We start from the raw sequence: 25875 nt of genomic DNA on the forward strand, positions 1-25875 counted from the left end.
GCCTAACGAAGGAACGCGATTGGAATTTGAACGAACAAAAAATGAATTATTAGGGTATTTACGTGGTATGCTTCATAACCACGATATTGAAATTGAGTTGGTTGTAAATGAGAAAATGGAGAACAAACGGGCTTTTACACCGCAGGATAAATTTAATCGGTTGAATGAAATTAATCCGAATTTAGAGTTGTTGCGAAAAACGTTTGATTTGGATGTTTAGATCCTCCCGTAATACATCGCCTTCACAATTCCATCCGAAAGTCCAATTTTAGGAACGTATAAATGGCGAGCACCACTCCACTTCATGGCATTTAGGTAGATTTTTGTAGCTGGAATGATTACGTCGGCACGATCGGGATTCAAACCTAACTCGGATATTCTTTCGTCATAAGTCATTTTATTGAGCATAGCAAATTGAGCATTTAAACCCAAATAAGTAAGCGGTTTATCTTGCTGTTTTCCGGTCATTTTGAAAAGTTTGTTGATGTTTCCCCCAGAACCAATCATCGTGACATCTTCAAAAGGTTCTGTATTTAATTTTATCCATTTTTCGATTTCCACCCAAACCACTTCGTTGACCATGTTATTCAACATACGCACCGTTCCGTTTTTGAAAGATTTAGAAGCGATGATTTTTCCATTAGAGAACAAGGAGAATTCGGTGCTTCCACCGCCTACATCTACATACAAATAGGTTTTATCGGTAGCGATGTATTCTTTTAAATCGGAAGATGCGATAATGGCGGCTTCTTTTTTGCCATCAATAATATCAATTTTTATATCTGCTTCACGAAGAATTAATTCTACAATATCGCTGTTATTATCAGCTTCTCGCATGGCCGAAGTTGCACAAGCTTTGTATTGTTCTACTTTGTGTACTTTCATTAACAATTTATAGGCTTTCATGGCATCAATCATTCGCTCGATGTTTTCATCGGATATTTCACCAACTGTAAATACATCTTGACCTAAACGGATTGGTACTCGTACTAAAGAACTTTTGTTGAACTGTGCATCTTTTCCTTCTTGTTCCACGATATTAGACACCAACAATCGCATGGCATTGGAACCAATATCGATGGCAGCGTATCTTTTTATTGTAATCATTTATGCTTTTTTAATTTGGGGTTTATATTTTTTCTGTAATTACTTCCAATTGGTTTCGGTAATAATTATAGGTTTCAATCTGAGCTCTGAAAACGCGGTGATTTTCATCTCGCACACGGTATTTATTATCTAGTCTTTCTGAGTGAAAACGAGCTTTTACATTTCCTTTCCAACCCACATCAAAACTTTCGATGAGCTCTAATTTAATGTTATCGTCATAAATCGGACAAGTCACTTCTACGCGAGCGTCGATGTTTCTAGTCATAAAATCGGCTGAAGAAATGAATACTTCGGGTTTACCGTGGTTTCCAAAAATAAAAATTCGGGAATGTTCCAAATAATTATCCACAATACTAATTGCTTCGATATTTTCGCTCATGCCTTTCACGCCCGGAATCAAACAACAAATACCACGAACAATCAATTGAATTTTAACCCCTGCTCTACTCGCGTCATATAACTTATCAATCATTCGGGTATCTGACAAACTATTCATTTTTAATTTAATGTAAGTTTCTTTACCTGAAAGAGCATGCATAATTTCTCTATCAATGAGTTTATACATTTTATTTCGGGTATAATGTGGGGAAACAACTAAATGTTTGTAACGATGCACACGGTAATTGACTTCAAAGAAATCGAATACTTTATCTGCATCTTTTAAAATTTGCTGATGACTTGTAAGCAACGTTACATCTGTGTAAACTTTGGCAGTAGATTCATTGAAATTACCGGTAGAAATAAATCCGTACCGTTTTATTTTCTTATCTTCCAAGCGGTCAATAACACAAATTTTACTATGTACTTTTAACCCTTTCACTCCAAAAATTAAGTTGATTCCTTCGGTTTGCATTTGTTCGGCATAGGAAATATTACTGGCTTCGTCAAAACGAGCTTGTAGTTCGATTTGAACCGTTACTTTTTTTCCGTTCTTGGCAGCATTGATGAGCGAACTGATAATTTGAGAATTTTTGGCAAGACGGTATAAAGTAATCTTGATGCTGACAACTTTTGGATCGAGAGCTGCTTCACGCAAGAATTTTATTAAATAGGCGAATGATTGGTATGGAGCGTTGACCAAAAAATCTTTTTCACTGATTTTTTTGATGATACTACCATCAAGACCTAAGCCTTCTACCGGTAAAGGAGTTTTGGGTTGATACAATAAATCATATCTCCCTAAATTTGGAAAATCCATGTAATCGCGACGATTGTGGTATCTTCCGCCTGGAATAATACTATCCGTTGAATCAATATTCATTTTTTCCAAGAAAAACTTTAATGTATCTTTATCAATTGATTGATCGTAAACAAACCGAACAGGTTCACCAATACGTCTATCTCTTACACTTTCAGAAATTTTTTCTGCAAAACTTTTACTAATGTCACTATCTATTTCCAATTGAGCATCACGTGTAATCTTAATCATGTGAGCTGTAATACTTTCGTATTCAAAAATATTAAAGATACTCTGTAAATTATAGCGTATAACATCATCCAATAAAATGATAAACTGTTTATCGCCACTGGAAGGCAACACGACAAAACGGTTAATTGTTTTAGGAATTTCAATCACAGCATATCGAATATCTTTTTTCGCTTTTTTAAATCCCAAAAAAGATGCTTTTTCAACCGATTCATTTTTCATTACAAGTTTAATGGCTAAATAGCCAGACGTATCTCTTAGCAAAGGAAATTCTGATAAATCATTTAAAATGATTGTTACTAAAGCAGGACTGACTTTCTGAATAAAAAAATCACGAATGTAATTTTCCTGTTCTTTTGAAATTTCTTTTTCATTGATAATAAAAACACCTTCTTTTTCTAATTCTTTCTCAATTACATTAAGAATACGCAAACTTTCCGATTGTTGTTTAATAACAATATCGGTTATATCTTTCAGTAACTGTTGAGCAGAAATGCCCCCTAAAAGCTTTTCGCCGGTTTGACCGGCTAGTGATAACCTTCGAATTGCAGCAAATCGAACGCGAAAAAATTCATCTAAGTTATTGGAAAAAATACCTAAAAATCGTAGCCTGTCTAATAATGGAACAGTTGGGTCAGCCGCTTCTTGAAGCACTCTGGCATTAAAACACAACCAACTTTTCTCTCTGTCAACATATCGGTATTCTATAGCTTTAATCATTTTTTATATCTCTTGGAAAAAGTATTTTATTGATTTTGCCTTTACGGATGAAAGACCAACTATCAGTATCAAATGAAAGTGAAACAAATCCTGCAGTGGGTACGTTGTCTATAAAAACGTCTCCAAATTTATTAACAAATTCTGTTATTGCCTCATTATGTCCGAAAAGAATAACATTTTCATAACTATCATCACACAATTTTATTGTTTTTTCAAGTTTAGAGCAATCAAAAGTATATAACTCATCTTTGAAAACAATACTTTCTAATGGCCACATTTGAATTTGAGCAAATATTACAGCTGTTTCTGAAGCTCTTTTTGCAGTACTACTCCAAATTAAGTTTGTTTTCGGTATAAAATTAGAAATGTTATTGGCAACCAAATGAGCATCGCGTACACCTCGTTGAGCGAGAACTCTTTCTTTATCATGTACAGGAGCATCCCAACTGGATTTTGCATGTCTGATTAAAATTAAGTTTTTCATAATTAAAAGGATTAGTACATCTAAAGTTAATCCAATTTAATACAAATTATTTAAAAAACATAATAGAAATATTTTTTTTGATATATCGGTATTCATTGAAGTGAAATAAATAACTAATAATTAGAAATATGTTATTAAATTTTCAGTTGGTTTTTAATTTGAATAAGACTACATCAACTTATTAACACGACCTGTTAATAAATATTTTTTAACGTATTATCCTACAGTTATTTCATTTTAACTCCTTTTATCGGTATTTTTATGCATTTTATCGATAAAAAATTTTTTTTTATGGAAACAACTTTATACATTCGACAAGAATTTAAGAATAAATTAACGTAAAAAAGGGATTAAATAAAAGAAAAATGAGAGGTTATTCACCGATAAAAAACTCCACAAACAGCATTTTAAGTGCTACTTATCGAGTTTTTTGGTTAGTTACAGAAGAAATGAATAAAAAAATCATATTGTATATAGTTTAGCCTTCGATAAAATGGGTAAATTGTAAAAGTCTATCAAAATTCATCAGCCCAAATCAACTAATTAATTATTATGAGAAAAAAACTTAACTCAAAATGTCAAAAATCATGAATTCGAAATTTAAATTTAAAATTATGGAAAATCAAGCTACGACAAAGCAAACAAAAACTTCTTTTGGATTTTTTTTAATGCTGTTATTGGTTCTTCCTTTCTTAGGTTTTTCACAGGATTTCAAACTGATTGAAGTAAATGAATTCTTAAAAAAAGAACCAAAAAAAGAATCAACAAGCCTTAGCAGAACTATTTCTGTAAAATCATTGATTAAAGATTTGCACCCTGCAATCTACGTAAACAATGGTACTGCAAATGCTTACGGAAAACCTGCAAAAGTATTGTTTGTTGACACACAATCTATTTCAAAACTTAGAGATTTGAATGTAGATATGAGTCAAGTAGAACTTATAACTGTTAAAATCAACAAAAAAGAAGAACTTTCTGTACCCGTTGATTTATCTCAGTTTTCAAATTACCCGTCAGTTAGAACGATCCTTATCAAAGTTAGTTTTGATTGTTCTATTGACATGCTAAATAATTTGATTAAAAATAACAAGGCTGATTATACACTTTTATATTCCGTTGAAAAGCCATCCTAACAGTCTTACTGTTAAGAAAATAATTTGTTAAAGAAATAACATGAATAATATGTACTCAAATTTCAAACTAAACCTAAAATCAAATTATCTGACACTATTATTATTGGTATTGTTAGGTAATTCGTTTTATGTGAATGCTCAGGTGAGAGTTCCTTTTACACAAAGGACATCTGTTTACACACCTCAAAAGACCATTTACAATGTAAAAGGTGATTTTACCATGATTGGTAATTCAAACTTGACACTTGTAGATTACGCAGATGATGGTTCAAATGCCAATAACATGCGTTATATTGATATTGATAATGATCCTGCAACTTGGAATTCATCGTCAGCTACATTAAATCTTTCGACAGAGAATGGTGCAAACCCAGCGTGTTCAAACATTGTTTACGCAGGATTATACTGGACAGGTAGAGCTTCCGACGCTGCTACAAGTCCAACTGTTTTTACTGTAACTAGAAATGTTCCTGGTGGAACTCAAATAATTAATCAAAATGCTACCATTGGTCACAACCAAGCAATTGAAAATACAAGCTACACATTAAGCATTAGTAGAGATAACCCTTCCAATACAAACAGAAGTCCAATCTATACTTTTACAAGTGGAGGGAATACTTATGTCTTTAGATTTTCTAATAATACAGGGGCAAATAGAGTTACTGTATCTGTTAATGGAGGTGGAGCAACAAACGTTCCTGTTAGTTACACAACTTCAGGTTCAACTGGTACAGCTACTTTTAACACACCCTATGTAATTGTTGATGGTACTGTAAATCTCACTATAAATAGTTTAGTGAGAGATACTGCTACTAATTTAAGTACTACAAACACTCAAAATTCTTCATTTGCTAATGTCAATGTTGCCGGCACAATCATAGGTACTGTAGTAGAATCTAAAACCTTTGACAAAAGAAAAGTTTCCATAAAAGGGCCTAATTCTGCATCGTACACTACGCTAACTGCTCAAGCTGATGATATTTATTATCCGGACAGCAGTGATGGTTTTATGTATTCGGCATATATTGAAGTTACAGATTATGTGAGAACAAATGGCTTAGGTGCTTATCACGTAGCCGATATTGCCTTGGTTGAAGGAAATGGCGGCGGTACAGGTTATTATGGCGGTTGGGGTATGGTTGTTGTTTATGAAAATGATAAAATGAAATGGAGAGATGTGACTGTGTTTGATGGTCATTCCTATGTTGCCGGTAGTATCACTGCTGATTTTGAAATTCCTGTTTCAGGATTTAATACTGTTCAGGCAGGCCCGGTAAATATGAAACTAGGTATGATGGCTGGTGAAGGAGACAGAGCTATTAGTGGTGATTATTTTCAAATTCGAAATCATCCAAATACAAACTGGGTTACTTTAAATCATGGTGGAAATGGAACGAATAACTTTTTTAATTCTTCAATTTTTACCGGAGGGAATACACGAAATCCTAACCTATTAAATAATACCGGTTTGGATATCAGTATGTTTGACATTCCTAATGCAAACAATAGTGTCATTACAAATAACCAAACATCTACACGTTTCAGATATGGAACAACTCAAGATACTTTTGTAATTTTTAATATTACAATGTCTGTTGACGCCTACATTCCTGAAATTGAAGGTCTATTAACTGTACAAAATATTGGTGGTGTTCCTGTAACAACAGGTGGTCCATACAATGCACAACCCGGACAAGAAGTAGAATTTGGTGTTGATGTTAAAAACCTTGGAACTGAAGCTGTTAATAATTACAGATTGGTAATTCCTATTCCATTCACTTCTACGTTTGTTCCGGGAAGTTTGAATAGTTCAATATTTTTTACTCCTAATCCAACTCCTAACAACCTTTATTTCGATCCTAATCTAGGAGCTACAGGTTCAATAGTTTGGGATTTTGGAACATTACCTCTGCCAGCAGATCCGCAAACTTTGTTGGCCTCTCTCAGATTCAAGTTGAGAGCAACTGACAATTGTGCTATTCTTTCTAATCCAAATTGTTCTAACAATATACTGGTGAATGGTTTAACCAACGGAACCGGTGCTGTGACTGGAATCCCATTTAAAGACAGACCCCTAATTTTAGGATATAATAACTCCGGAAGTTGTCAGGGTGAACCTATTTATCAACCTATTACTGTCAATATTATTGCTGGTAACTTTGTTGCTCAAAATTGTTCAAATGTTCCTTTGGTTCAAAACTTTTACTATTGTAACGGTGAAACAAATGTTACTGCAACCGAATTAGCTTCGGCATTCCCACCGGGATCATTATTTTACTCTGCTTATCCAGTTCAACCAGGTGCAAATCCAATTACAAATTTCCCTGTTACTGCCGGAAACACTGCTACCTATTTTGCAGTTCCATTTAATGCAGATGGATGTTATTTTGAATTTACAATTTCTGCTTGTCAACCTATCAATGCTGTGGATGACAATGCAGGACCTGTTAATGGTGCTTCAGGTCAAAACGGTGTGGTAAATGTTTTTGATAACGATACACTTAACGGTAATCCGGTAAACCCTGCTGATGTAACTTTAACTTTAGTTACGCCTGATCCAACAGGTGCTCTTACACTTAACCCTGATGGTTCTGTGGATGTAGCCGCTGGTACTCCTGCAGGCACTTACACCTTAACGTACCAAATCTGTGAAAACTTAAATCCGGGTAACTGTGATACGGCTGTTGTTACTATCACGGTGAGTCAAGCTTCCATAATTGCCCAAAATGACAATTACAATTTTATTGAGTGTTTAACAAATGGCATTATAGGCAATGTTCTTCAAAATGATTCTTTGAATAACGATCAAGCAAACATCAGTAATGTCAATTTTACAATTAATTCAGGAAATTATCCAAACATCTCTATCGATGGTGAAGGTAATATTAGTATCTCTTCAGGAATTCAAGCGGGCCAATATACTTATGAATATACTATTTGTGAAATCATAAACCCGAGCAATTGTAGTTCAGCTGTGGTAACTGTAAATGTAGTTGATAATACTGTACCAGAAATTAGTTTACTGCCTGGAGAATCTACAATAAATTGTCCAAATACTCCAGAGTTTACACAACCTATTGCCACAGATGCATGTGGTGATGTCACCCTAACTTTTAATGATGTTATAACAAATGGTAATTGTGATGGAAACTATTCAATCACTAGAACTTGGACAGCCACTGATTTATCTGGTAATATATCAACAGCTAGTCAAACAATTAACGTAATTGATACAACAGCCCCTACTTTTGTAGAAGAACTTCCTAATGATTTTGATGTTACAATTGATTGTAGTCAAATACCTGTTGCTGTTACTCTTACGGCTACGGATAACTGTAGTGAAGCTACTGTTAGCTTCGCTGAATCTATTCAAGAGGGACAATGTGTAAATGCATATATCATAACAAGAACTTGGACAGCTACTGACCTTTGTGGCAATGAAACTACGCATACACAAATTCTTAATGTAAACGATACTATTGCTCCTACTTTTGTTGAAGAACTTCCTGCTGATGTAACAGTAGAATGTGACGCTGTACCAACAGCTGCTACACTTACGGCTACCGATAACTGTGGTGAGGCTACTGTTAGCTTTACTGAAGCTACTCAAGAAGGACAATGTGCTAATACATACGTAGTAACCAGAACTTGGACGGCGACTGACCTTTGTGGTAATGAAACTGCTCATACACAAACAATCACTGTTCAAGATACTACTGCTCCAACTTGTAATGTAGAAGAACTTCGTTGATGTAACAGTAGAGTGTGACGCTGTACCAACAGTGCCTTACACTTACTGCTACCGATGTGGTGAGGCTACTGTTAGCTTTACTGAAGCACACAAGAAGGACAATGTGCTATAATTATGTAGTAACCAGAACTTGACGGCGACTGACCTTGTAAGAAACTGCTCATACACAAACAATCACTGTTCAAGATACTACTGCTCCAACTTTGTAGAAGAACTTCCTGCTGATGTAACAGTAGAGGTGACGCTGTACCAACAGCTTCTACACTTACCGCTACCGATAACTGTGGTGAGGCTCCACAGCTTTACTGAAGCTACACAAGAAGGACAATGTGCTAATAATTATGTAGTAACCAGAACTTGACGGCGACTCGACCTTTGTGGTAATGAAACTACACATACACAAACAATCACTGTTCAAGATACTACTGCTCCTGCTTTGTAGAAGAACTTCCGCTGATGTAACAGTAGTTGACGCTGTACCAACAGTCGCTACACTTACCGCTACCGATAACTGTGGTGAGGCTACCGTAGCTTTACTGAAGCTACACAAGAAGGACAAGTGCTAATTATGTAGTAACCAGAACTTGACGGCGACTGACCTTGTGGTAATGAAACTGTTCATACACAAACAATCACTGTTCAAGATACTACTGCTCCTGAAATCACTTAATGCGGCTAGTATTGTTGTAGAATGTGACGGTTCAGGTAACCAAGGTGCTGTTGAAGATTGGTTAGTCTAATGGTGGTGCCAATGCTACTGACAACTGTTCTGATATAACTTGGACTAATGATTTCAATGCCTTGTCGAACGATTGTTCTACGCTATAACTGTTATTTTCACCGCTACTGATGCTTGTGGAAATACAGCCACTACTTCAGCTACTTTCACTGTTCAAGATAGTACTGACCCGGTAGCCCCTATGGTCTGAGGCAGTAACAGTTTCTTGTATCGACGAAGTACCTGCTACTATTTTTTGACTGCTACAGATACTGTGCCGGTGAAATAACTGTAGATGGTGTAGATACTACAACCCCGGTAATTGCCCGAACTCCTTGTGATTACAAGAACTTGGACTTTACTGATGCATGTAGTAACCTGTCGAAATTTCACAAACAATTACTGTAAACGATACTAGCTCTACTTTGCAGAAGAACTTCCCGCTGATGTAACAGTAGAATGTGACGCTGTACCAATAGCGCTACACTTACGGCTACCGATAACTGTGGTGAGGCTACTGTTAGCTTCACTGAAGCTACACAAGAAGGACAATGTGCTAATACATATGTAGTAACCAGAACTTGGACGGCGACTGACCTTTGTGGTAATGAAACTGCTCATACACAAACAATCACTGTTCAAGATACTACTGCTCCTGCTTTTGTAGAAGAGCTTCCTGCTGATGTAACAGTAGAGTGTGACGCTGTACCAACAGCTGCTACACTTACTGCTACCGATAACTGTGGTGAGGCTACTGTTAGCTTTACTGAAGCTACACAAGAAGGACAATGTGCTAATACATATGTAGTAACCAGAACTTGGACGGCGACTGACCTTTGTGGTAATGAAACTACACATACACAAACAATCACTGTTCAAGATACTACTGCTCCTGCTTTTGTAGAAGAACTTCCTACTGATAACAGTAGAGTGACGCTGTACCAACAGCGCACACTTACCGCTACCGATAACTGGTGAGGCTACTGTTAGCTTTACTGAAGCTACACAAGAAGGACAATGTGCTAATAATTGTAGTAACCAGAACTTGGACGGCGACTGACCTTGTGGTAATGAAACTACACATACACAAACAATCACTGTTCAAGATACTACTGTCTAACTTTTTGTAGAAGAACTTCCCGATGTAACAGTAGAATGTGACGCTGTACCAACAGCTGCTACACTTACCGCTACGATAACTGTGGTGAGGCTACTGTTAGCTTTACTGAAGCTACACAAGAAGGACAATGTGCTAATAATTATGTAGTAACCAGAACTTGGACGGCGACTCGACTTTGTGGTAATGAAACTACACATACACAAACAATCACTGTTCAAGATACTACTGCTCCTGAAATCACTTCTAATGCAATGGTATTGTTGTGACGGTTCAGGTAACCAAGGTGCTGTTGAAGATTGGTTAGCATAATGGTGGTGCCAATAAGCATGATTAACGTTCTGATATAACTTGGACTAATGATTTCAATGCCTTGTCGAACGATTGTTCTACAGCTATAACTGTTATTTTCACCGCTACTGATGCTTGTGGAAATACAGCCACTACTTCAGCTACTTTCACTGTTCAAGATAGTATCGACCGTAGCCCCTATGGCCCCTGAGGCAGTAACAGTTTCTTAATTGAAAAGTACCTGCTACTATTTCTTTGACTGCTAACAGATAATTGTGCCGGTGAAATAACTGTAAATGTGTAGATACTACAACTCCCGGTAATTGCCCGAACTCCTTGTGATTACAAGAACTTGGACTTTCACTGATGCATGTAGTAATCTGTCGAAATTTCACAAACAATTACCAGTAAACAACTATTGCCACAGATGCATGTGGTGATGTCACCCTAACTTTTAATGATGTTATACAAACAGAAGGATGGAAACATCATACTAGAACTTGGACGCGATTTTTGGTAATAAACGCTATCAAACAATACGTAAGATACACGCCCTCTTTTGTAGAAGATTTAAGTGATGTACATGATGTAGTCAAACCGCTAATTACTGCTACGATAACTGTGTGAGCTATGTTTTCTGAACTACAAGAGGACAATGTGTAATCATATTATAACAGAACTTGACGACGACCTTGTGGAATGAAACTACCATACACAAACAATGTAAGATACTATTGCTCCTACTTTTGTAGAAGAACTTCCTGCTGATGTAACAGTAGAATGTGACGCTGTACCAACAGCCGCTACACTTACGGCTACCGATAACTGTGGTGAGGCTACTGTTAGCTTTACTGAAGCTACTCAAGAAGGACAATGTGCTAATACATACGTAGTAACCAGAACTTGGACGGCGACTGACCTTTGTGGTAATGAAACTGCTCATACACAAACAATCACTGTTCAAGATACTACTGCTCCAACTTTTGTAGAAGAACTTCCTGCTGATGTAACAGTAGAGTGTGACGCTGTACCAACAGCTGCTACACTTACTGCTACCGATAACTGTGGTGAGGCTACTGTTAGCTTTACTGAAGCTACACAAGAAGGACAATGTGCTAATAATTATGTAGTAACCAGAACTTGGACGGCGACTGACCTTTGTGGTAATGAAACTGCTCATACACAAACAATCACTGTTCAAGATACTACTGCTCCAACTTTTGTAGAAGAACTTCCTGCTGATGTAACAGTAGAGTGTGACGCTGTACCAACAGCTGCTACACTTACCGCTACCGATAACTGTGGTGAGGCTACTGTTAGCTTTACTGAAGCTACACAAGAAGGACAATGTGCTAATAATTATGTAGTAACCAGAACTTGGACGGCGACTGACCTTTGTGGTAATGAAACTACACATACACAAACAATCACTGTTCAAGATACTACTGCTCCTGCTTTTGTAGAAGAACTTCCTGCTGATGTAACAGTAGAATGTGACGCTGTACCAACAGCTGCTACACTTACCGCTACCGATAACTGTGGTGAGGCTACTGTTAGCTTTACTGAAGCTACACAAGAAGGACAATGTGCTAATAATTATGTAGTAACCAGAACTTGGACGGCGACTGACCTTTGTGGTAATGAAACTGTTCATACACAAACAATCACTGTTCAAGATACTACTGCTCCTGAAATCACTTCTAATGCAGCTAGTATTGTTGTAGAATGTGACGGTTCAGGTAACCAAGGTGCTGTTGAAGATTGGTTAGCTGCTAATGGTGGTGCCACTGCTACTGACAACTGTTCTGATATAACTTGGACTAATGATTTCAATGCCTTGTCGAACGATTGTTCTACAGCTATAACTGTTATTTTCACCGCTACTGATGCTTGTGGAAATACAGCCACTACTTCAGCTACTTTCACTGTTCAAGATAGTACTGACCCGGTAGCCCCTATGGCCCCTGAGGCAGTAACAGTTTCTTGTATCGACGAAGTACCTGCTACTATTTCTTTGACTGCTACAGATAATTGTGCCGGTGAAATAACTGTAAATGGTGTAGATACTACAACTCCCGGTAATTGCCCGAACTCCCTTGTGATTACAAGAACTTGGACTTTCACTGATGCATGTAGTAACTCTGTCGAAATTTCACAAACAATTACTGTAAACGATACTATTGCTCCTACTTTTGTAGAAGAACTTCCTGCTGATGTAACAGTAGAATGTGACGCTGTACCAACAGCTGCTACACTTACGGCTACCGATAACTGTGGTGAGGCTACTGTTAGCTTCACTGAAGCTACACAAGAAGGACAATGTGCTAATACATATGTAGTAACCAGAACTTGGACGGCGACTGACCTTTGTGGTAATGAAACTGCTCATACACAAACAATCACTGTTCAAGATACTACTGCTCCTGCTTTTGTAGAAGAACTTCCTGCTGATGTAACAGTAGAATGTAATGATATTCCAGCACCAGCAACCTTAACTGCCACAGATAGTTGTGGAACAGCTACAGTTGAATTTAGTGTTGAAACACAAAATGTTATCTGTGAAGGATCTTATACATTGGTGAGAACTTGGGTAGCAATGGACGAATGTGGAAATTCAACTTCACATACGCAAACTGTAACAGTACAAGATACGATTGCACCAGTCTTTGTTGAGGAATTACCGTCTGACATTACAGTAGAATGTAATGAAATACCGGCGGCTGTTACTTTATCAGCAACTGATAGTTGCGGTACAGCTACTGTGGAGCTTACTGAAACAATTGAACCAGGAGAGTGTGCAGGTGAATCAATCATAACAAGATCTTGGGTTGCTTCGGACAGTTGTGGAAATAATGTTTCCCACGTTCAAATAATAGTAGTTCAAGACACAACAGGTCCTGTTTCTTCAGAATTTGAAGAGAATTTAACCGTAAATTGTGATGCGATTCCTGAAGTTCCAACGTTAACGTTCTCCGATGCATGTTCAACTGTTAATGAACCAATTTTCACTCAGAACATAATTAATGAAACATCAACGTCTTACACGATTGAGCGAATTTGGGAAGTATCGGATAACTGCGGGAACTTATCTACTTTTATCCAAACAATTGAGGTCTCTATTCAAAACAGCTTAACAAGAATTGATACTGAAGCATGTATTGGTGATATAACAACTGTAGATTTAGATACTTTACTTCCTGACGGAACAACTGGAGGAGTTTGGGTTGATATAAATAATACCGGAGCATTGAACGGAAATATCTTTAACCCGAGTGCAGTTTCTGCAATTGGAAATTATATCTTGCAGTATGAAATTACTGAAGGTGATTGTCCAAGAATCTATGAAGTTACAATGAATGTAAACGATGATTGTTTGGTATTCCCATGTGACGCGATTGTAATTCACAACGCTTTCACACCAAATGGAGACGCATTGAATCAGTATTTCTCAATTGAAAACATTGAAAACACTGAATGTTATACAAGCAACACTGTAGAAATCTATAACCGTTGGGGCGTGTTAGTGTACGAGGTAGAAAACTATAATAACAATGATAGAAGATTTGAAGGCATCTCAGAAGGTAGAGCAACTTTAAACAAAAATGCAGAACTACCTACAGGAACTTACTTCTATATCATTAATTATACTACTGTTGATGGAAATGTTGTAAACAAATCCGGATATTTATACCTAACAAGATAAAATTAAACTCCTGAGGGTTACCCCGCCCTCAGGTTTCTAAAAAAAGAAACAAAATGAGAACAAAATTTTTATTAATCGCTTTGATGTTTACAGCTTTTGCAGCACTTGCCCAACAAGATGCTCAATATACGCAATACATGTATAACACCATCAATGTGAATCCAGCCTACGCAGGATCAAGAGGAGTAATGAGTATTTTCGGGTTACACCGCACCCAATGGGTTGGTTTAGATGGTGCTCCGGTTACCAATGCTGCCTCAATTAACACTCCGATAAACAATAGTAATCTAGGAGTTGGACTTTCGTTTGTTAACGATAAAATAGGACCTACTAACGAGAATGCAATTTCTGCAGATGTATCGTATACTGTTAAAACTTCTGAAACCTTCAAACTATCATTTGGTATAAAAGGAACCGCAAACTTGTTTAATCTAGATGTAAATAAATTAAACCCTCAAGATCAAGGTGATCCTCAGTTCCAAAATTTAGATAATAAGTTTACACCTAATTTAGGTGCAGGAGTTTATTTTCATTCAGATAAGATGTATGTTGGTCTTTCTGTACCTAACTTTTTTGAAACAAAAAGATACAGTGACAATGATGTAGCTATTAATGCTGAGCGAATGAACTTTTATCTTATTGCCGGTTATGTTTTTGATTTATCGTATAACTTAAAATTTAAGCCCGCCTTGTTATCCAAAGCAGTTGAAGGTGCTCCACTTCAAGTGGATGTCTCAGCCAATTTCCTATACAATGACAAGTTTATGCTTGGAGCGGCATGGAGATGGGATGCTGCCGTAAGTGCAATGGCAGGTTTCCAAATTACAGACGGATTATTCATCGGTTATGGTTATGATCATGAAACAACACGTTTACGAAGATTCAATTCTGGCTCTCATGAGATTTTCTTACGCTTTGAATTATTCAAAAAACACAGTAAAATTGTATCACCTAGATTCTTCTAATAAAGCAACAGTCATGAAAATAAAATTTATATATATCGCCTTTTTCAGCTTTGTAGCTCTAAACGGATTTGCACAAAAAGCCGGAGAAAGAAAAGCTGACAAGAACTATGACAAATATGCCTACATTGATGCGATTAAAACCTATGAGCGAATCGCAGAAAAAGGATATAAAAATCCGGATATGTTGCAAAAAATTGGAAACGCATACTATTTTAATGCTGACTTAGTTAACGCTGAAAAATGGTACAGTGAACTTTTTGCAATGTCTCAAGATGTGGATGCCGAAATATATTTCCGTTATGCCCAATCATTAAAAGCAATTGGTAATTATTCTAAAGCCGATGAAATGATGGCAAAATTTAATGAGAAAAGTGGCAATGACAAACGTGGCATTTTAGCCAAAGAACAGAAAGATTACCGCGAAATTATCAAAAAGAATTCCGGTCGGTATGATATTGAAGATGCTGGTGTCAATTCTGAATATTCTGATTATGGCCCTGCCTTTTTCATGGATAAAGTAGTTTTTACTTCAACTCGTGACACAGGTAACTTTTCCAAAAGAAAACACACTTGGACTGATCAGTACTTTTCTAATCTGTATGGTGCTGATTTGAGTGCAGAAGGTGCTCTTTCGAATACAGACAGATACGGAAAAAAATTAAATACCAGATACCATGAATCTACACCCGCATTTACGAAAGACGGCAAAACTGTCTATTTTACACGTAACAATTATTTAGACGGTAAAAAAGGAAAAGACGCCAACAAAGTAACTTTATTAAAAATTTACAAAGCTACTTTAGTGGATGAAAAATGGACAGACATTAAAGAACTACCTTTTAACAGCGACAGCTATCAGGTAGCACACCCATCGCTTAGTGCTGACGAAAAAACATTATACTTTGCCTCTGACATGCCCGGAACAAAAGGCCTTTCAGATATATACAAAGTAGATATCTTAGCGGAGGACTCGTATGGTACTCCTGTGAATTTAGGAGATATTAACACCGAAGGTCGTGAAACATTTCCATTTATCACTTCAGATAATGAATTGTATTTTGCTTCAGATGGACATCCAGGCTTAGGTGGTTTAGATATTTTTGTTTCTAAATTAGAAAAGGACGGTACTTTTACACAAGTGCATAATATCGGAGAACCGGCTAATAGTCCTTATGATGATTTTGCATTGATTATTAATAAAGCCAATAAAAGGGGATTCTTATCTTCGAACCGACCAAATGGAGTAGGAAATGATGATATTTATAAATTCCTTGAGACAAAAGAATTACAATTTGATTGTGAACAATTATTGGCCGGAATAGTAACCGATGAAGAAACCGGAGCCATTTTACCTAACACAAAACTGACTTTGTTTGATGAAAACTTCAACAAGTTAAAAGAAACTGTTTCCGGTCCTGACGGTCGTTATGACTTTGGCGAAGTAGAATGTGAAAAGAAATATTATGTTCGTGCAGAACAACCTGAATATACTACAAAAGAGGTTCCTGTTATCATTGCTAAAGAAAGTGGTACGACTGAACTTCCGATTGAATTGGAAAAAGCAATTAAAAGTATTCCGATTGGTGGTGACTTAGCAGATGTTTTTGGAATTAATTTAATCTATTTTGATTTAGACAAATGGAACATCAGACCGGATGCAGCCATTGATATTGCTAAAATCTTAGATGTATTGAATCAATATCCAACAATGACAATTGATATTCGTTCGCATACTGACAGTCGTCAAACACATCGCTACAATGAAGTTTTATCAGACCGAAGAGCGAAATCTACACGTGATTGGTTAATTAAAAACGGAATTGCTCCGGAGAGATTAACAGCTAAAGGTTACGGAGAAACTCAATTGGTAAACAAATGTGCAGATGGTGTGGAATGTACAGAAGAAGAGCACCAATTAAACAGAAGAAGCCAATTCATTATTACTGCTTTATAAATACTCGTTAATTACATTGCAAAAACATCCCGTTAGTTTTAACGGGATGTTTTTATTTGATAAAAAAAGAAAACAAATTACTTCTCAATCTCTCGCAAACTTTCCATTTTTTTCATCGCCAAAAATCCTTTGATGTCTTCAAAATGTTCTTTCACACGTTTGTTGCCAAACTCAAATACTTTAGTTGCCAAACCATCCAGAAAATCACGATCGTGAGAAACCAAAATTAAAGTACCATCAAAATCTCTTAAAGCTTCTTTGATAATGTCTTTGGTTTTCATATCTAAGTGGTTAGAAGGTTCATCTAATATCAACAAATTAACCGGCTCCAATAACAATTTAATCATGGCTAAACGCGTTTTTTCACCTCCCGAAAGTACTTTTACTTTTTTAGTGATATCATCGCCTTGGAACATAAAAGCTCCCAAAATATTTTTGATTTGCGTACGAATATCGCCTACTGCAATAGTATCTATGGTTTCAAAAATACTCATATTTTCATCTAATAGAGAGGCTTGATTTTGTGCAAAATACCCAATTTGAGCATTGTGACCGATTACAACACTACCTCCATCTATTTCTATTTCCTTCATTATGGCTTTAATCATGGTAGACTTTCCTTCTCCATTTTTACCAACAAAAGCTACCTTCTCCCCTCTTTCAATTACAATATTGGCATCTTTAAAAATAACTTTATCACCATAAGATTTATGTAAATCTTTCACCACAACCGGATATTGACCCGAACGTACTGAAGGTGGAAATTTTAGACGCAAAGCTGAATTATCTACTTCATCAATTTCTACTGGAACCAATTTTTCCAACATTTTTACCCGAGATTGCACTTGTAAAGTTTTGGAATAGGTTCCTTTAAAACGCTCAATAAATTCCATGTTTTCGGCAATCATTTTTTGTTGCTCTTCGTAGGCTTTCAATTGGTGTGCTCTCCTGTCTTTTCGCAATTCTAAATAATGAGAATACTTGGCTTTATAATCGTAAATGCGACCCATTGTTACTTCTATGGTTCGATTGGTAATGTTATCTACAAAAGCCCTGTCGTGCGAAATCACAATTACCGCTTTCGCCGAATTAATTAGAAACTCTTCCAACCATTGAATACTTTCAATATCCATATGATTGGTGGGCTCATCCAGTAATATCAAATCCGGTTTTTTCAATAATATTTTAGCCAATTCGATTCGCATTCGCCATCCACCCGAAAATTCAGAAGTGGGTCTTGTAAAATCTTCTCTTTCAAAGCCTAAACCCTTTAATACTTTTTCTACCTCAGCTTCATAATTCACTTCTTCAATAGAATAGAATTTCTCACTCAATTCTGAAACTCGCTCTATCAATTTCATATAGTCATCACTCTCATAGTCAGTTCGAATCGTCAATTGCTCATTAATAGTATCTATTTCTACTTTCATTTCAAAAACTGCTGCAAAAGCTTTAGAAGCTTCTTCCATTACAGTTGCATCATCTTTAGTCAACAAATGCTGTGGTAGATAAGCAATTACGGCTTCTTTTGGTGCCGATATGTTTCCGGTTGAAGGTTTACTTACCCCTGCAATAATTTTCAAAAGTGTAGATTTTCCGGCTCCGTTTTTTCCCATTAAGGCAATTTTATCATTCTCGTTAATCGCAAAAGAAACTTCACTAAACAAGGTGGTTCCTCCAAAATGAACGGCGATATCATTTACTGTTATCATATTATTAATTCGATTTCACAATTTAAAAGTTGCAAAGATAATCGAATTGCTGCATCCTTACGTTTGAAAATACTGTTTCAAAGAATATTTATTTTGAATTTCATAAATTTTATCAATGCTAATTGCGAAGTAGATAATAAGTTCACAAATGAACTTACTTGTCAAACTAATCCCTTATTTTTTACTTAATTTTGCCCAAACATATAATTATTTTGTATGCCTTTAATTGACTACAGCTTTTTAGGAAAGCTTATTCCTCCTCAAAAACACAAAAAAAATTATCGAAAAGCGAAAAAATCTTATCTGAACCGAATTCGTCTGTCTATGAGTTTTTTCTATTTTGGTATGGGTTTTTGTTTTGCCTCTTGGGCAAGTCGTATTCCAGACATCAAAGCTTTATTGCAGCTAAGTGAAGGTGAGTTAGGAACCATTCTTTTTGCACTACCCGTTGGGCAATTAACCGCTATGCCTTTTTCTGGAAAAATTGTAACTCGTTTCGGGAGTAAAAAAGTATTACTTTTTGCATTACCTTTTTATGCTTTTAGCTTAACTAATATCGGATTAGTTACTGAAACATGGCAATTGGCATTAGCTTTATATGTTTTTGGAGTTTGTGGAAATTTTTGCAACATTTCTATTAATACACAAGGAGTTTATACCGAACAAGTTTTCAGAAAACCTATAATGGGTTCTTTCCATGGTTCGTGGAGTTTAGCAGGATTTTGTGGTGCTTTAGTTGGATTTGGGATGATGGCACTTGAACTTACTCCTCATCAACATTTTTTACTAATTTTTCTTTTGGTAGTATTACTAATATTGGCTAATTATCGTTATTTGGTTAAAGTAAAATCGGTTGCAAAAGAAATTTCAGGACCCAAATTTAAGTTACAAATTCCGGATAAAAATCTGATTTGGTTGGGTGTAATCGGATTTTGCTGCATGGCTAGTGAAGGCATTATGTTTGATTGGAGCGGTATTTATTTTAAAGATATTGTTAAAGCACCGGGAGCTTTAGTGATTTTAGGTTATACTTCTTTTATGATTACGATGGCTTCCGGAAGGTTTTTGAGCGATATTCTGGTAAGAAAATTTGGAGCCAGGAAAATATTAATAGCAAGTGGTATAACAATATCTACCGGTTTATATACTGCTGTAGCTCTTCCATATTTGATTCCGTGTATATTAGCGTTTATGTTAGTAGGGTTTGGAGTCTCAAATGTAATTCCTATTATTTACAGTACAACTGGTCGAAATACTGATATTCCGACCGGAGAAGCTTTAACCATTGTTACCGGCATAAGTTTTATAGGATTTTTACTTGGTCCACCGGTTATTGGTCATATTGCAGAATTAACCAACTTGCGTTTTTCTTTTGCTTTTATTGGTATTTTTGGCATATTTATTTCGTTTTTAGCTTACTCTTTGAAGATTTTCAGATAATTTAGTCTTAAATACTCATTCTAAATTTTTCTATCACCGGAGCTACTTTGGCATAATAGCGTTCGTCAATAAATAATTCTACGGCCAAATCTAAATTACCAAAACCACCCAAACGAGCGGATTGAATGTTGTCTTTTTGAAGTACTTCTACTCCAACTTCTTCTATTTTCTTTCTCAAAGCGGAAGCCAAAATTTCACTTCCGGAAAATATTTTCATCATGCCCATACTATTAGTAATTAGTCGTTAGTAAATAGTAATTAGTTTTTTATGTTATATATTAACAAATGTCAGACTAAAGACAACATAACCTATTCCGATTCAAAGAAGACAGGTTCTATCATTATTTTATCAGCAACTGTTTCTACTTTATCTGTTAATTTTGAACACATGAAGATATATTGTGTTTTTTCTACACTTAATGACAAACGAAGAACGATTGCATCCATTCTGCCTTTAAAAAGTATTTCTGCATCATCAATCGCAAACATTTTAACAGTATTCACGTTAAAACCGGCGGAAGAAAACAAATCGTTTACTTTACTTGGTGTGCCAATTAATACATCCATTCCAAGAGAAATCTGGTTTTTATCGTAATCGATATCTCCTTTTTCATGAACACCAATCACTCGCAAATTGGTATAGTGTCCGAGTCTTTGAAAAAGTTCAACCATTTCAATTACTTTTTCTTTATTTTCAACCAGGATTAATGCTCGTGTACTTTCACCTATAGGTTTTTCTAAACGTTGAATCACATTTAGAACAATAGTTGTCGATTTACCACTCCCATTTGGTGATTGAATAACAGCATCTACTCCACTTTTGAGCATAGCAAAAGTTTCCGACTGCATTTCATTCGCTTCAGCCAAACCATTTTCAATCAATGCTTTTTGGAGATTGGCGTTTATTTTTTTTAGTTGCATATTTTTTAGTGATTAGTGAATAGTGAATAGTAATTAGCATCTAATCACTAATTACTATTCACTATTCAATCTTTCTATTTACTTGCAAAAAGCTTCACGTCATTTTCAGAAATTTCACTTCCACCAAGAATAATCAAACGTTCGATCACATTGCGAAGTTCCCTTATATTTCCTGTCCAATCATACTCTTGTAATAACTTAACGGCATTCACAGAAAAATTTTTGGCACTATTGCCTTGTTCTTCTGCAATCTTAGCCGCAAAATGTTCAATTAACAATGGAATGTCATCTCGTCTGTCATTCAAAGCTGGAACCTTGATTAATATAACCGCCAACCGATGGTACAAATCTTCTCGAAAACGGCCTTCTGCAATTTCTTTTTTCAAATCTTTATTAGTGGCGGCAATCACCCGAACATTCACTTTAATATCTTTATCGGCACCAACCCGTTGCACTAAATTTTCCTGTAAAGCTCGTAAAACTTTAGCTTGAGCTGCTAAACTCATATCACCAATTTCATCCAAAAAAATGGTTCCGCCATCAGCTGCTTCAAATTTTCCGGCTCGGTCTTTTACAGCAGATGTAAACGCTCCTTTTACATGGCCAAACAATTCACTTTCAATCAATTCAGAAGGAATAGCCGCACAGTTTACCTCAACAATCGGAAAAGTTGACCGCTCACTTTTTTCATGCAATTGATGAGCTACTAATTCTTTACCGGTACCGTTAGGCCCTGTAATGAGTACACGAGCATCGGTTGGAGCAACTTTTTCAATCATTTCTTTGATTTGATTAATAGGCTCCGATTGCCCAATCATTTCATAATTTTTACTGATTTTTTTCTTCAGAATTTTATTTTCAACCACCAATTGTTTTCGGTCTAAGGCGTTGCGAACTGTGTTTAATAACCGGTTCAAATCAGGTGGTTTTGAGATGTAATCAAACGCACCCAATCGCATTGTATTCACGGCTGTTTCCAAATCACCATGACCGGAAATCATGACCATTGGTATCTCAGGTTTTATTTTTTTAACCGCTTCAAGTACTTCTACACCATCCATTTTGGGCATTTTGATGTCGCAAAGCACTAAATCGTAGTCTTCATTTTTTATTTTTTCTATTCCGGAAAGTCCGTCTTCGGCTTCTTCAACCTGATAGGTATCACTTTCCTCCGAAAGGATTTTAGACAATACTCTTCGAATGGCTGCTTCGTCTTCAATAATTAATATTTTTGGCATACTTTTTTTTATTCAATATTCGTTTTACTAATCAAATGTACATCTCTTTGAGGGAATGGAATCGAAATATTGTTCGCTCTAAATTGTTTATCAATCTCGAAACGCAAGTCACTTTTAACATTGGGAGACGCAAATGCATCATCCACAAAAAAGTAAAGTATAAAATCCAAGGAAGAATCACCAAAATTTTCAAACATAACAATAGGTTCGTATGTTTTTAATATACTGTTACTTTTTTTTGCACATTGAATCAAAACTTCTTTTACCAATGCTGTATCTGAACCATACGCTACACCAACAGTGACGCTTTCACGAATTACTGTGCTGTTTTGTGTCCAGTTAAACAAAATATCGCTTAAAAACTTATGGTTGGGAATTACCATAACGCGTTGGTTTCGTGTTATAGCTTTTGTAGAACGTAAGCTTATTTTTTCAACACGACACACTTTGTCATCAATTTCAATGATATCGCCAACGTGGAGTGACTGGTCTAAAATAATTAAAATACCCGAAATTAAATCCTGAAACAATTGCTGCAACGCAAACCCTAATCCTAAAAATATAGCTGCAGAAGCGGTAAGCAATACACTAATATTGACTCCTGAAGCATTTAAGGTAAACATAATCACAAATAAATACACCAAGTATTGTATGAACTGAAAAATACTGATGAATTTATTTTTATCTTCAAGGGGTAGTTTTCGAGTAATAATTTTTCGAACCATTTTGAGCACAAAACTTGTTACCACAAAAGCAACAACAAGTGCCACAACCGCCCCTACAGTTAAATTAACATCTTTAGTTTTTATTAAACTTAACTTAAAAACCTCTATAATATCTTGAATAATTTCCATACTAATACTTCATCCATTTATACAATTCTTTCCAAGAAGGTTTTTTTCCATACATCAAAATACCCACACGGTAAATTTTCGCTGCAAACCAAACTACAGCTATAAAAGTTGCAAAAAGTAAAACCATAGATAAAAGCAATTGCCATAGCGGCACACCAAATGGTATTCGCATTAACATTACAATCGGTGATGTGAGTGGTACGATTGAAAACACCGTTGCCACCGTTCCGTGCGGATCATTCAATACGGTAAAAAATCCAATATAAACTCCTAAAATTAAGGGTAAAATTATCGGTAACAAAAACTGTTGCGAGTCGGTTTCGTTATCTACAGCCGCACCAATAGCGGCATAAAAAGAACTGTATAAAAAGAAACCTCCGGCAAAATAAATCACAAATGAGACCAACAAAGTAACTAATGGCAAACTCTTCAACTCTTCAATATACAAAGGCAATTTTGCCATCAAACCGGTCGGATTGGCGGTCGCAACAACTTCTCCGGAGACCGGCGTAGCGGCTCCCATTTGCAGACCAAAAACCGTAGAAAAAATAAAGAATAATACCAATCCCAACACCGTCCAAATCAAAAATTGTAAGATGCCCGCCATTGAATTCCCTATGATTTTCCCCATCATCAATTGGAACGGTTTTACGGAAGAAATAATAATTTCAATAATGCGATTTGTCTTTTCTTCAATGACACTTCGCATGACAAAATTGCCGTAAATTATGATGAACATCATGATTAAATAACCAAAAACACCTCCTAAAACTAGCTTAATTTCATTTAACCCTTTCACGGTTTCCTCTCCTGAAGCTTTCTTCAAGACAATGTCAACCTTAGCTTTTGCTAAATTAATTCGAGCCGTATCAATGGCTAATTTTTCATAATTGAATTGCGTTATTTTTTTCTCTATCACATCTTCTATGTCAAAAATATAATCCATCGACGGACTATCATTCGAAATATACTGTACTTGATTTTGCACTGTTGATAAACTATCCGTTTTCGGGATGTAAATCAATCCTTCATAACTTTCACCCAGCACACTGTCTTTCAGCAATTGCAAATCGATTTTAGACAAATCATAGTAAGCATATTCTTCATCGTTGACAAATTCTTTCACAAAATTGCCGCCTTCGTCGTGAATGGCAATGCGTTTTAAATCGGCTTTCATCGAAGCCAAAAAACCAACAAAAACAGCAATTCCTACAAACAATAGCGGACTCAAAAACGTCATCACTATAAACGATTTGTTGCGAACCTTGGCAATAAATTCTCTCTTAATTATTAAGCTTAAAATACTCATTAGTTTTGACTTACTGTTTTAATAAAAATTTCATTGGCCGTTGGAATTTTCTCCACAAAATGCGTCACTTGTCCGCGTTGCGTTAATATACTCAACAATTCATTCGGATTGGCAGTACCTAAACCGATTTCTAATTTCAAATCGTCATTGAGCGATTTAAACTCAGCCGGATTCACCGTGAATTTTTGCGTCAAATCATACATTAAACCTTCTACGTTGGCGGTTAAAATGCCTACTTCAAATTGGTGTGTTCTAAACTCGCGTTTTACATCGGTCAATTTGCCTTCAATCAATTTATTGGATTTGTGAATCAGGGCAATATCATCACACAATTCTTCCACACTTTCCATTCGATGCGTCGAAAAAATAATGGTAGAACCTTGTTTTTTCAACTCCAGAATTTCGTCCTTAATGATGTTTGCATTCACCGGATCAAATCCTGAAAACGGCTCGTCAAAAATCAGCAATTTGGGTTTGTGCAAAACCGTGACCACAAACTGCACTTTTTGAGCCATTCCTTTGGAAAGTTCTTCAATTTTCTTGTTCCACCAACCTTGAATACCGAGTTTTTCAAACCAAAAATCCAATTGTTTTTTGGCTTCTTGTTTCGACAAACCTTTTAACTGAGCGAGATACAAACACTGCTCGCCTACTTTCATCGATTTATATAAACCGCGTTCTTCGGGCAAGTAACCAATGTGTTGAATGTGTTTCGGGTTTAGTTTTTCACCATCCAAAAACACCTCGCCACTATCGGGCATGGTAATTTGATTAATGATTCTAATTAAAGACGTTTTTCCGGCACCATTCGGACCCAAAAGTCCATAAATACTTCCCTTAGGAACCGAAAGCGAAACGTTGTTTAAGGCCGTATAATCGCCATATGTTTTCACTACATTCCTAACTTCTAAGATGTTGCTCATACTAATTTTCGAGTTTTGGTAAATATAAGAAATAACAGCCAAAACCGAAATAGAACCGCCTAAATTAAGTACATTTTTTTTTGTTTGGGCGTGCCCCCGTTGCAGGAAA

The 25875-nt window shown here is 36.1% G+C and carries 19 protein-coding genes and 1 pseudogene; 8 read left to right on the plus strand and 12 right to left on the minus strand.

The annotated features are described in order from the left end of the window. Positions 1-220: pseudogene (locus R2782_RS06350) on the plus strand (DNA polymerase III subunit gamma/tau); the annotation flags it as partial. On the opposite strand, the gene R2782_RS06355 reads toward R2782_RS06350, so the two are convergent. From R2782_RS06355 to R2782_RS06365, 3 genes are read right to left on the minus strand one after another with little or no spacing between them, the layout of a single operon-like run. Beyond that, a complete protein-coding gene (locus R2782_RS06355; RefSeq protein ID WP_371267249.1) occupies positions 217-1107 on the minus strand; it encodes a Ppx/GppA phosphatase family protein in 891 nt (296 codons plus the stop codon). The pseudogene R2782_RS06350 and the gene R2782_RS06355 overlap by 4 nt on opposite strands. Positions 1108-1129: 22 nt before the next feature. Beyond that, complete coding sequence (ppk1, locus tag R2782_RS06360; RefSeq protein ID WP_371267250.1) at positions 1130-3253, minus strand: polyphosphate kinase 1; 2124 nt, start codon at positions 3251-3253, stop codon at positions 1130-1132. Further along, positions 3246-3737, minus strand: coding sequence for a histidine phosphatase family protein (locus R2782_RS06365; RefSeq protein ID WP_371267251.1), 492 nt, complete (start codon positions 3735-3737; stop codon positions 3246-3248). Before R2782_RS06365 ends, ppk1 begins: the two co-directional genes overlap by 8 nt. A gap of 614 nt (positions 3738-4351) precedes the next feature. Here R2782_RS06365 and R2782_RS06370 point away from each other — a divergent pair. The 3 genes from R2782_RS06370 (at position 4352) to R2782_RS06380 (ending at position 9361) form a co-directional block, all read left to right on the plus strand. Continuing rightward, positions 4352-4870, plus strand: coding sequence for a hypothetical protein (locus R2782_RS06370; protein ID WP_371267252.1), 519 nt, complete (start codon positions 4352-4354; stop codon positions 4868-4870). Between the two features lie 49 nt (positions 4871-4919). Continuing rightward, positions 4920-8621, plus strand: coding sequence for a hypothetical protein (locus R2782_RS06375; RefSeq protein WP_371267253.1), 3702 nt, complete (start codon positions 4920-4922; stop codon positions 8619-8621). Between the two features lie 608 nt (positions 8622-9229). Next, entirely contained in the window at positions 9230-9361 is a 132-nt protein-coding gene (locus R2782_RS06380) for a hypothetical protein (protein WP_371267254.1), read from the plus strand. 616 nt (positions 9362-9977) lie between these two features. Here the strand turns inward: R2782_RS06380 and R2782_RS06385 are convergent. Continuing rightward, positions 9978-10211: a hypothetical protein gene (locus tag R2782_RS06385; RefSeq protein ID WP_371267255.1), complete on the minus strand. Its 234-nt coding sequence runs from the start codon at positions 10209-10211 to the stop codon at positions 9978-9980. Between the two features lie 2207 nt (positions 10212-12418). Further along, the gene (locus R2782_RS06390) at positions 12419-12580 is read right to left on the minus strand and encodes a hypothetical protein (RefSeq protein WP_371267256.1); all 162 of its coding nucleotides are present in this window, start codon (positions 12578-12580) and stop codon (positions 12419-12421) included. A gap of 4 nt (positions 12581-12584) precedes the next feature. Between R2782_RS06390 and R2782_RS06395 the strand changes: the two genes are divergently transcribed. The 3 genes from R2782_RS06395 to R2782_RS06405 are packed head-to-tail and all read left to right on the plus strand — an operon-like array spanning position 12585 to position 17369. After that, positions 12585-14450, plus strand: coding sequence for a gliding motility-associated C-terminal domain-containing protein (locus tag R2782_RS06395; RefSeq protein ID WP_371267257.1), 1866 nt, complete (start codon positions 12585-12587; stop codon positions 14448-14450). Positions 14451-14503: 53 nt separating this feature from the next. Then, positions 14504-15415: a type IX secretion system membrane protein PorP/SprF gene (locus tag R2782_RS06400; protein ID WP_371267258.1), complete on the plus strand. Its 912-nt coding sequence runs from the start codon at positions 14504-14506 to the stop codon at positions 15413-15415. A gap of 13 nt (positions 15416-15428) precedes the next feature. Further along, positions 15429-17369, plus strand: a complete 1941-nt coding sequence (locus tag R2782_RS06405) for an OmpA family protein (protein WP_371267259.1) — start codon at positions 15429-15431, stop codon at positions 17367-17369. Between the two features lie 77 nt (positions 17370-17446). Here the strand turns inward: R2782_RS06405 and R2782_RS06410 are convergent, their stop codons facing one another. Further along, positions 17447-19081 carry an ABC-F family ATP-binding cassette domain-containing protein gene (locus tag R2782_RS06410; RefSeq protein WP_371267260.1) on the minus strand — a complete coding sequence of 545 codons (1635 nt, stop codon included), beginning with the start codon at positions 19079-19081 and terminating at the stop codon, positions 17447-17449. A gap of 216 nt (positions 19082-19297) precedes the next feature. Here R2782_RS06410 and R2782_RS06415 point away from each other — a divergent pair, with 216 nt between their 5' ends. Further along, on the plus strand, positions 19298-20521 hold the full coding sequence (locus R2782_RS06415; protein WP_371267261.1) for an MFS transporter: 1224 nt from the start codon (positions 19298-19300) through the stop codon (positions 20519-20521). A 7-nt stretch (positions 20522-20528) separates the two neighbouring features. Here R2782_RS06415 and R2782_RS06420 read toward each other — a convergent pair whose 3' ends face one another. The 6 genes from R2782_RS06420 to R2782_RS06445 all read right to left on the minus strand — a co-directional run bounded on the left by R2782_RS06420 (position 20529) and on the right by R2782_RS06445 (position 25766). Beyond that, positions 20529-20747 carry a putative signal transducing protein gene (locus tag R2782_RS06420; protein WP_371267262.1) on the minus strand — a complete coding sequence of 73 codons (219 nt, stop codon included), beginning with the start codon at positions 20745-20747 and terminating at the stop codon, positions 20529-20531. 83 nt (positions 20748-20830) lie between these two features. After that, positions 20831-21442 carry a DEAD/DEAH box helicase gene (locus R2782_RS06425; protein WP_371267263.1) on the minus strand — a complete coding sequence of 204 codons (612 nt, stop codon included), beginning with the start codon at positions 21440-21442 and terminating at the stop codon, positions 20831-20833. A gap of 74 nt (positions 21443-21516) precedes the next feature. Then, positions 21517-22680: a sigma-54-dependent transcriptional regulator gene (locus R2782_RS06430; protein WP_371267264.1), complete on the minus strand. Its 1164-nt coding sequence runs from the start codon at positions 22678-22680 to the stop codon at positions 21517-21519. A gap of 8 nt (positions 22681-22688) precedes the next feature. Further along, complete coding sequence (locus R2782_RS06435) at positions 22689-23534, minus strand: mechanosensitive ion channel family protein (protein WP_371267265.1); 846 nt, start codon at positions 23532-23534, stop codon at positions 22689-22691. Between the two features lies 1 nt (position 23535). Then, positions 23536-24843, minus strand: coding sequence for an ABC transporter permease (locus tag R2782_RS06440; protein WP_371267266.1), 1308 nt, complete (start codon positions 24841-24843; stop codon positions 23536-23538). Continuing rightward, on the minus strand, positions 24843-25766 hold the full coding sequence (locus R2782_RS06445; protein WP_371267267.1) for an ABC transporter ATP-binding protein: 924 nt from the start codon (positions 25764-25766) through the stop codon (positions 24843-24845). Before R2782_RS06445 ends, R2782_RS06440 begins: the two co-directional genes overlap by 1 nt. Positions 25767-25875: the final 109 nt, after the last annotated feature.

It is taken from the genome of Flavobacterium sp., assembly GCF_041392085.1.
GTDB lineage: Bacteria > Bacteroidota > Bacteroidia > Flavobacteriales > Flavobacteriaceae > Flavobacterium.

Bases quoted from the DNA above. Each gene is read 5' to 3' on its own strand.
- R2782_RS06355 (WP_371267249.1), bottom strand. From the start codon at position 1,107: ATGATTACAATAAAAAGATACGCTGCCATCGATATTGGTTCCAATGCC.
- ppk1 (WP_371267250.1), bottom strand. From the start codon at position 3,253: ATGATTAAAGCTATAGAATACCGATATGTTGACAGAGAGAAAAGTTGG.
- R2782_RS06365 (WP_371267251.1), bottom strand. From the start codon at position 3,737: ATGAAAAACTTAATTTTAATCAGACATGCAAAATCCAGTTGGGATGCT.
- R2782_RS06370 (WP_371267252.1), top strand. From the start codon at position 4,352: ATGGAAAATCAAGCTACGACAAAGCAAACAAAAACTTCTTTTGGATTT.
- R2782_RS06375 (WP_371267253.1), top strand. From the start codon at position 4,920: ATGTACTCAAATTTCAAACTAAACCTAAAATCAAATTATCTGACACTA.
- R2782_RS06380 (WP_371267254.1), top strand. From the start codon at position 9,230: ATGAAACTGTTCATACACAAACAATCACTGTTCAAGATACTACTGCTC.
- R2782_RS06400 (WP_371267258.1), top strand. From the start codon at position 14,504: ATGAGAACAAAATTTTTATTAATCGCTTTGATGTTTACAGCTTTTGCA.
- R2782_RS06405 (WP_371267259.1), top strand. From the start codon at position 15,429: ATGAAAATAAAATTTATATATATCGCCTTTTTCAGCTTTGTAGCTCTA.
- R2782_RS06410 (WP_371267260.1), bottom strand. From the start codon at position 19,081: ATGATAACAGTAAATGATATCGCCGTTCATTTTGGAGGAACCACCTTG.
- R2782_RS06415 (WP_371267261.1), top strand. From the start codon at position 19,298: ATGCCTTTAATTGACTACAGCTTTTTAGGAAAGCTTATTCCTCCTCAA.
- R2782_RS06420 (WP_371267262.1), bottom strand. From the start codon at position 20,747: ATGGGCATGATGAAAATATTTTCCGGAAGTGAAATTTTGGCTTCCGCT.
- R2782_RS06425 (WP_371267263.1), bottom strand. From the start codon at position 21,442: ATGCAACTAAAAAAAATAAACGCCAATCTCCAAAAAGCATTGATTGAA.
- R2782_RS06430 (WP_371267264.1), bottom strand. From the start codon at position 22,680: ATGCCAAAAATATTAATTATTGAAGACGAAGCAGCCATTCGAAGAGTA.
- R2782_RS06435 (WP_371267265.1), bottom strand. From the start codon at position 23,534: ATGGAAATTATTCAAGATATTATAGAGGTTTTTAAGTTAAGTTTAATA.
- R2782_RS06440 (WP_371267266.1), bottom strand. From the start codon at position 24,843: ATGAGTATTTTAAGCTTAATAATTAAGAGAGAATTTATTGCCAAGGTT.
- R2782_RS06445 (WP_371267267.1), bottom strand. From the start codon at position 25,766: ATGAGCAACATCTTAGAAGTTAGGAATGTAGTGAAAACATATGGCGAT.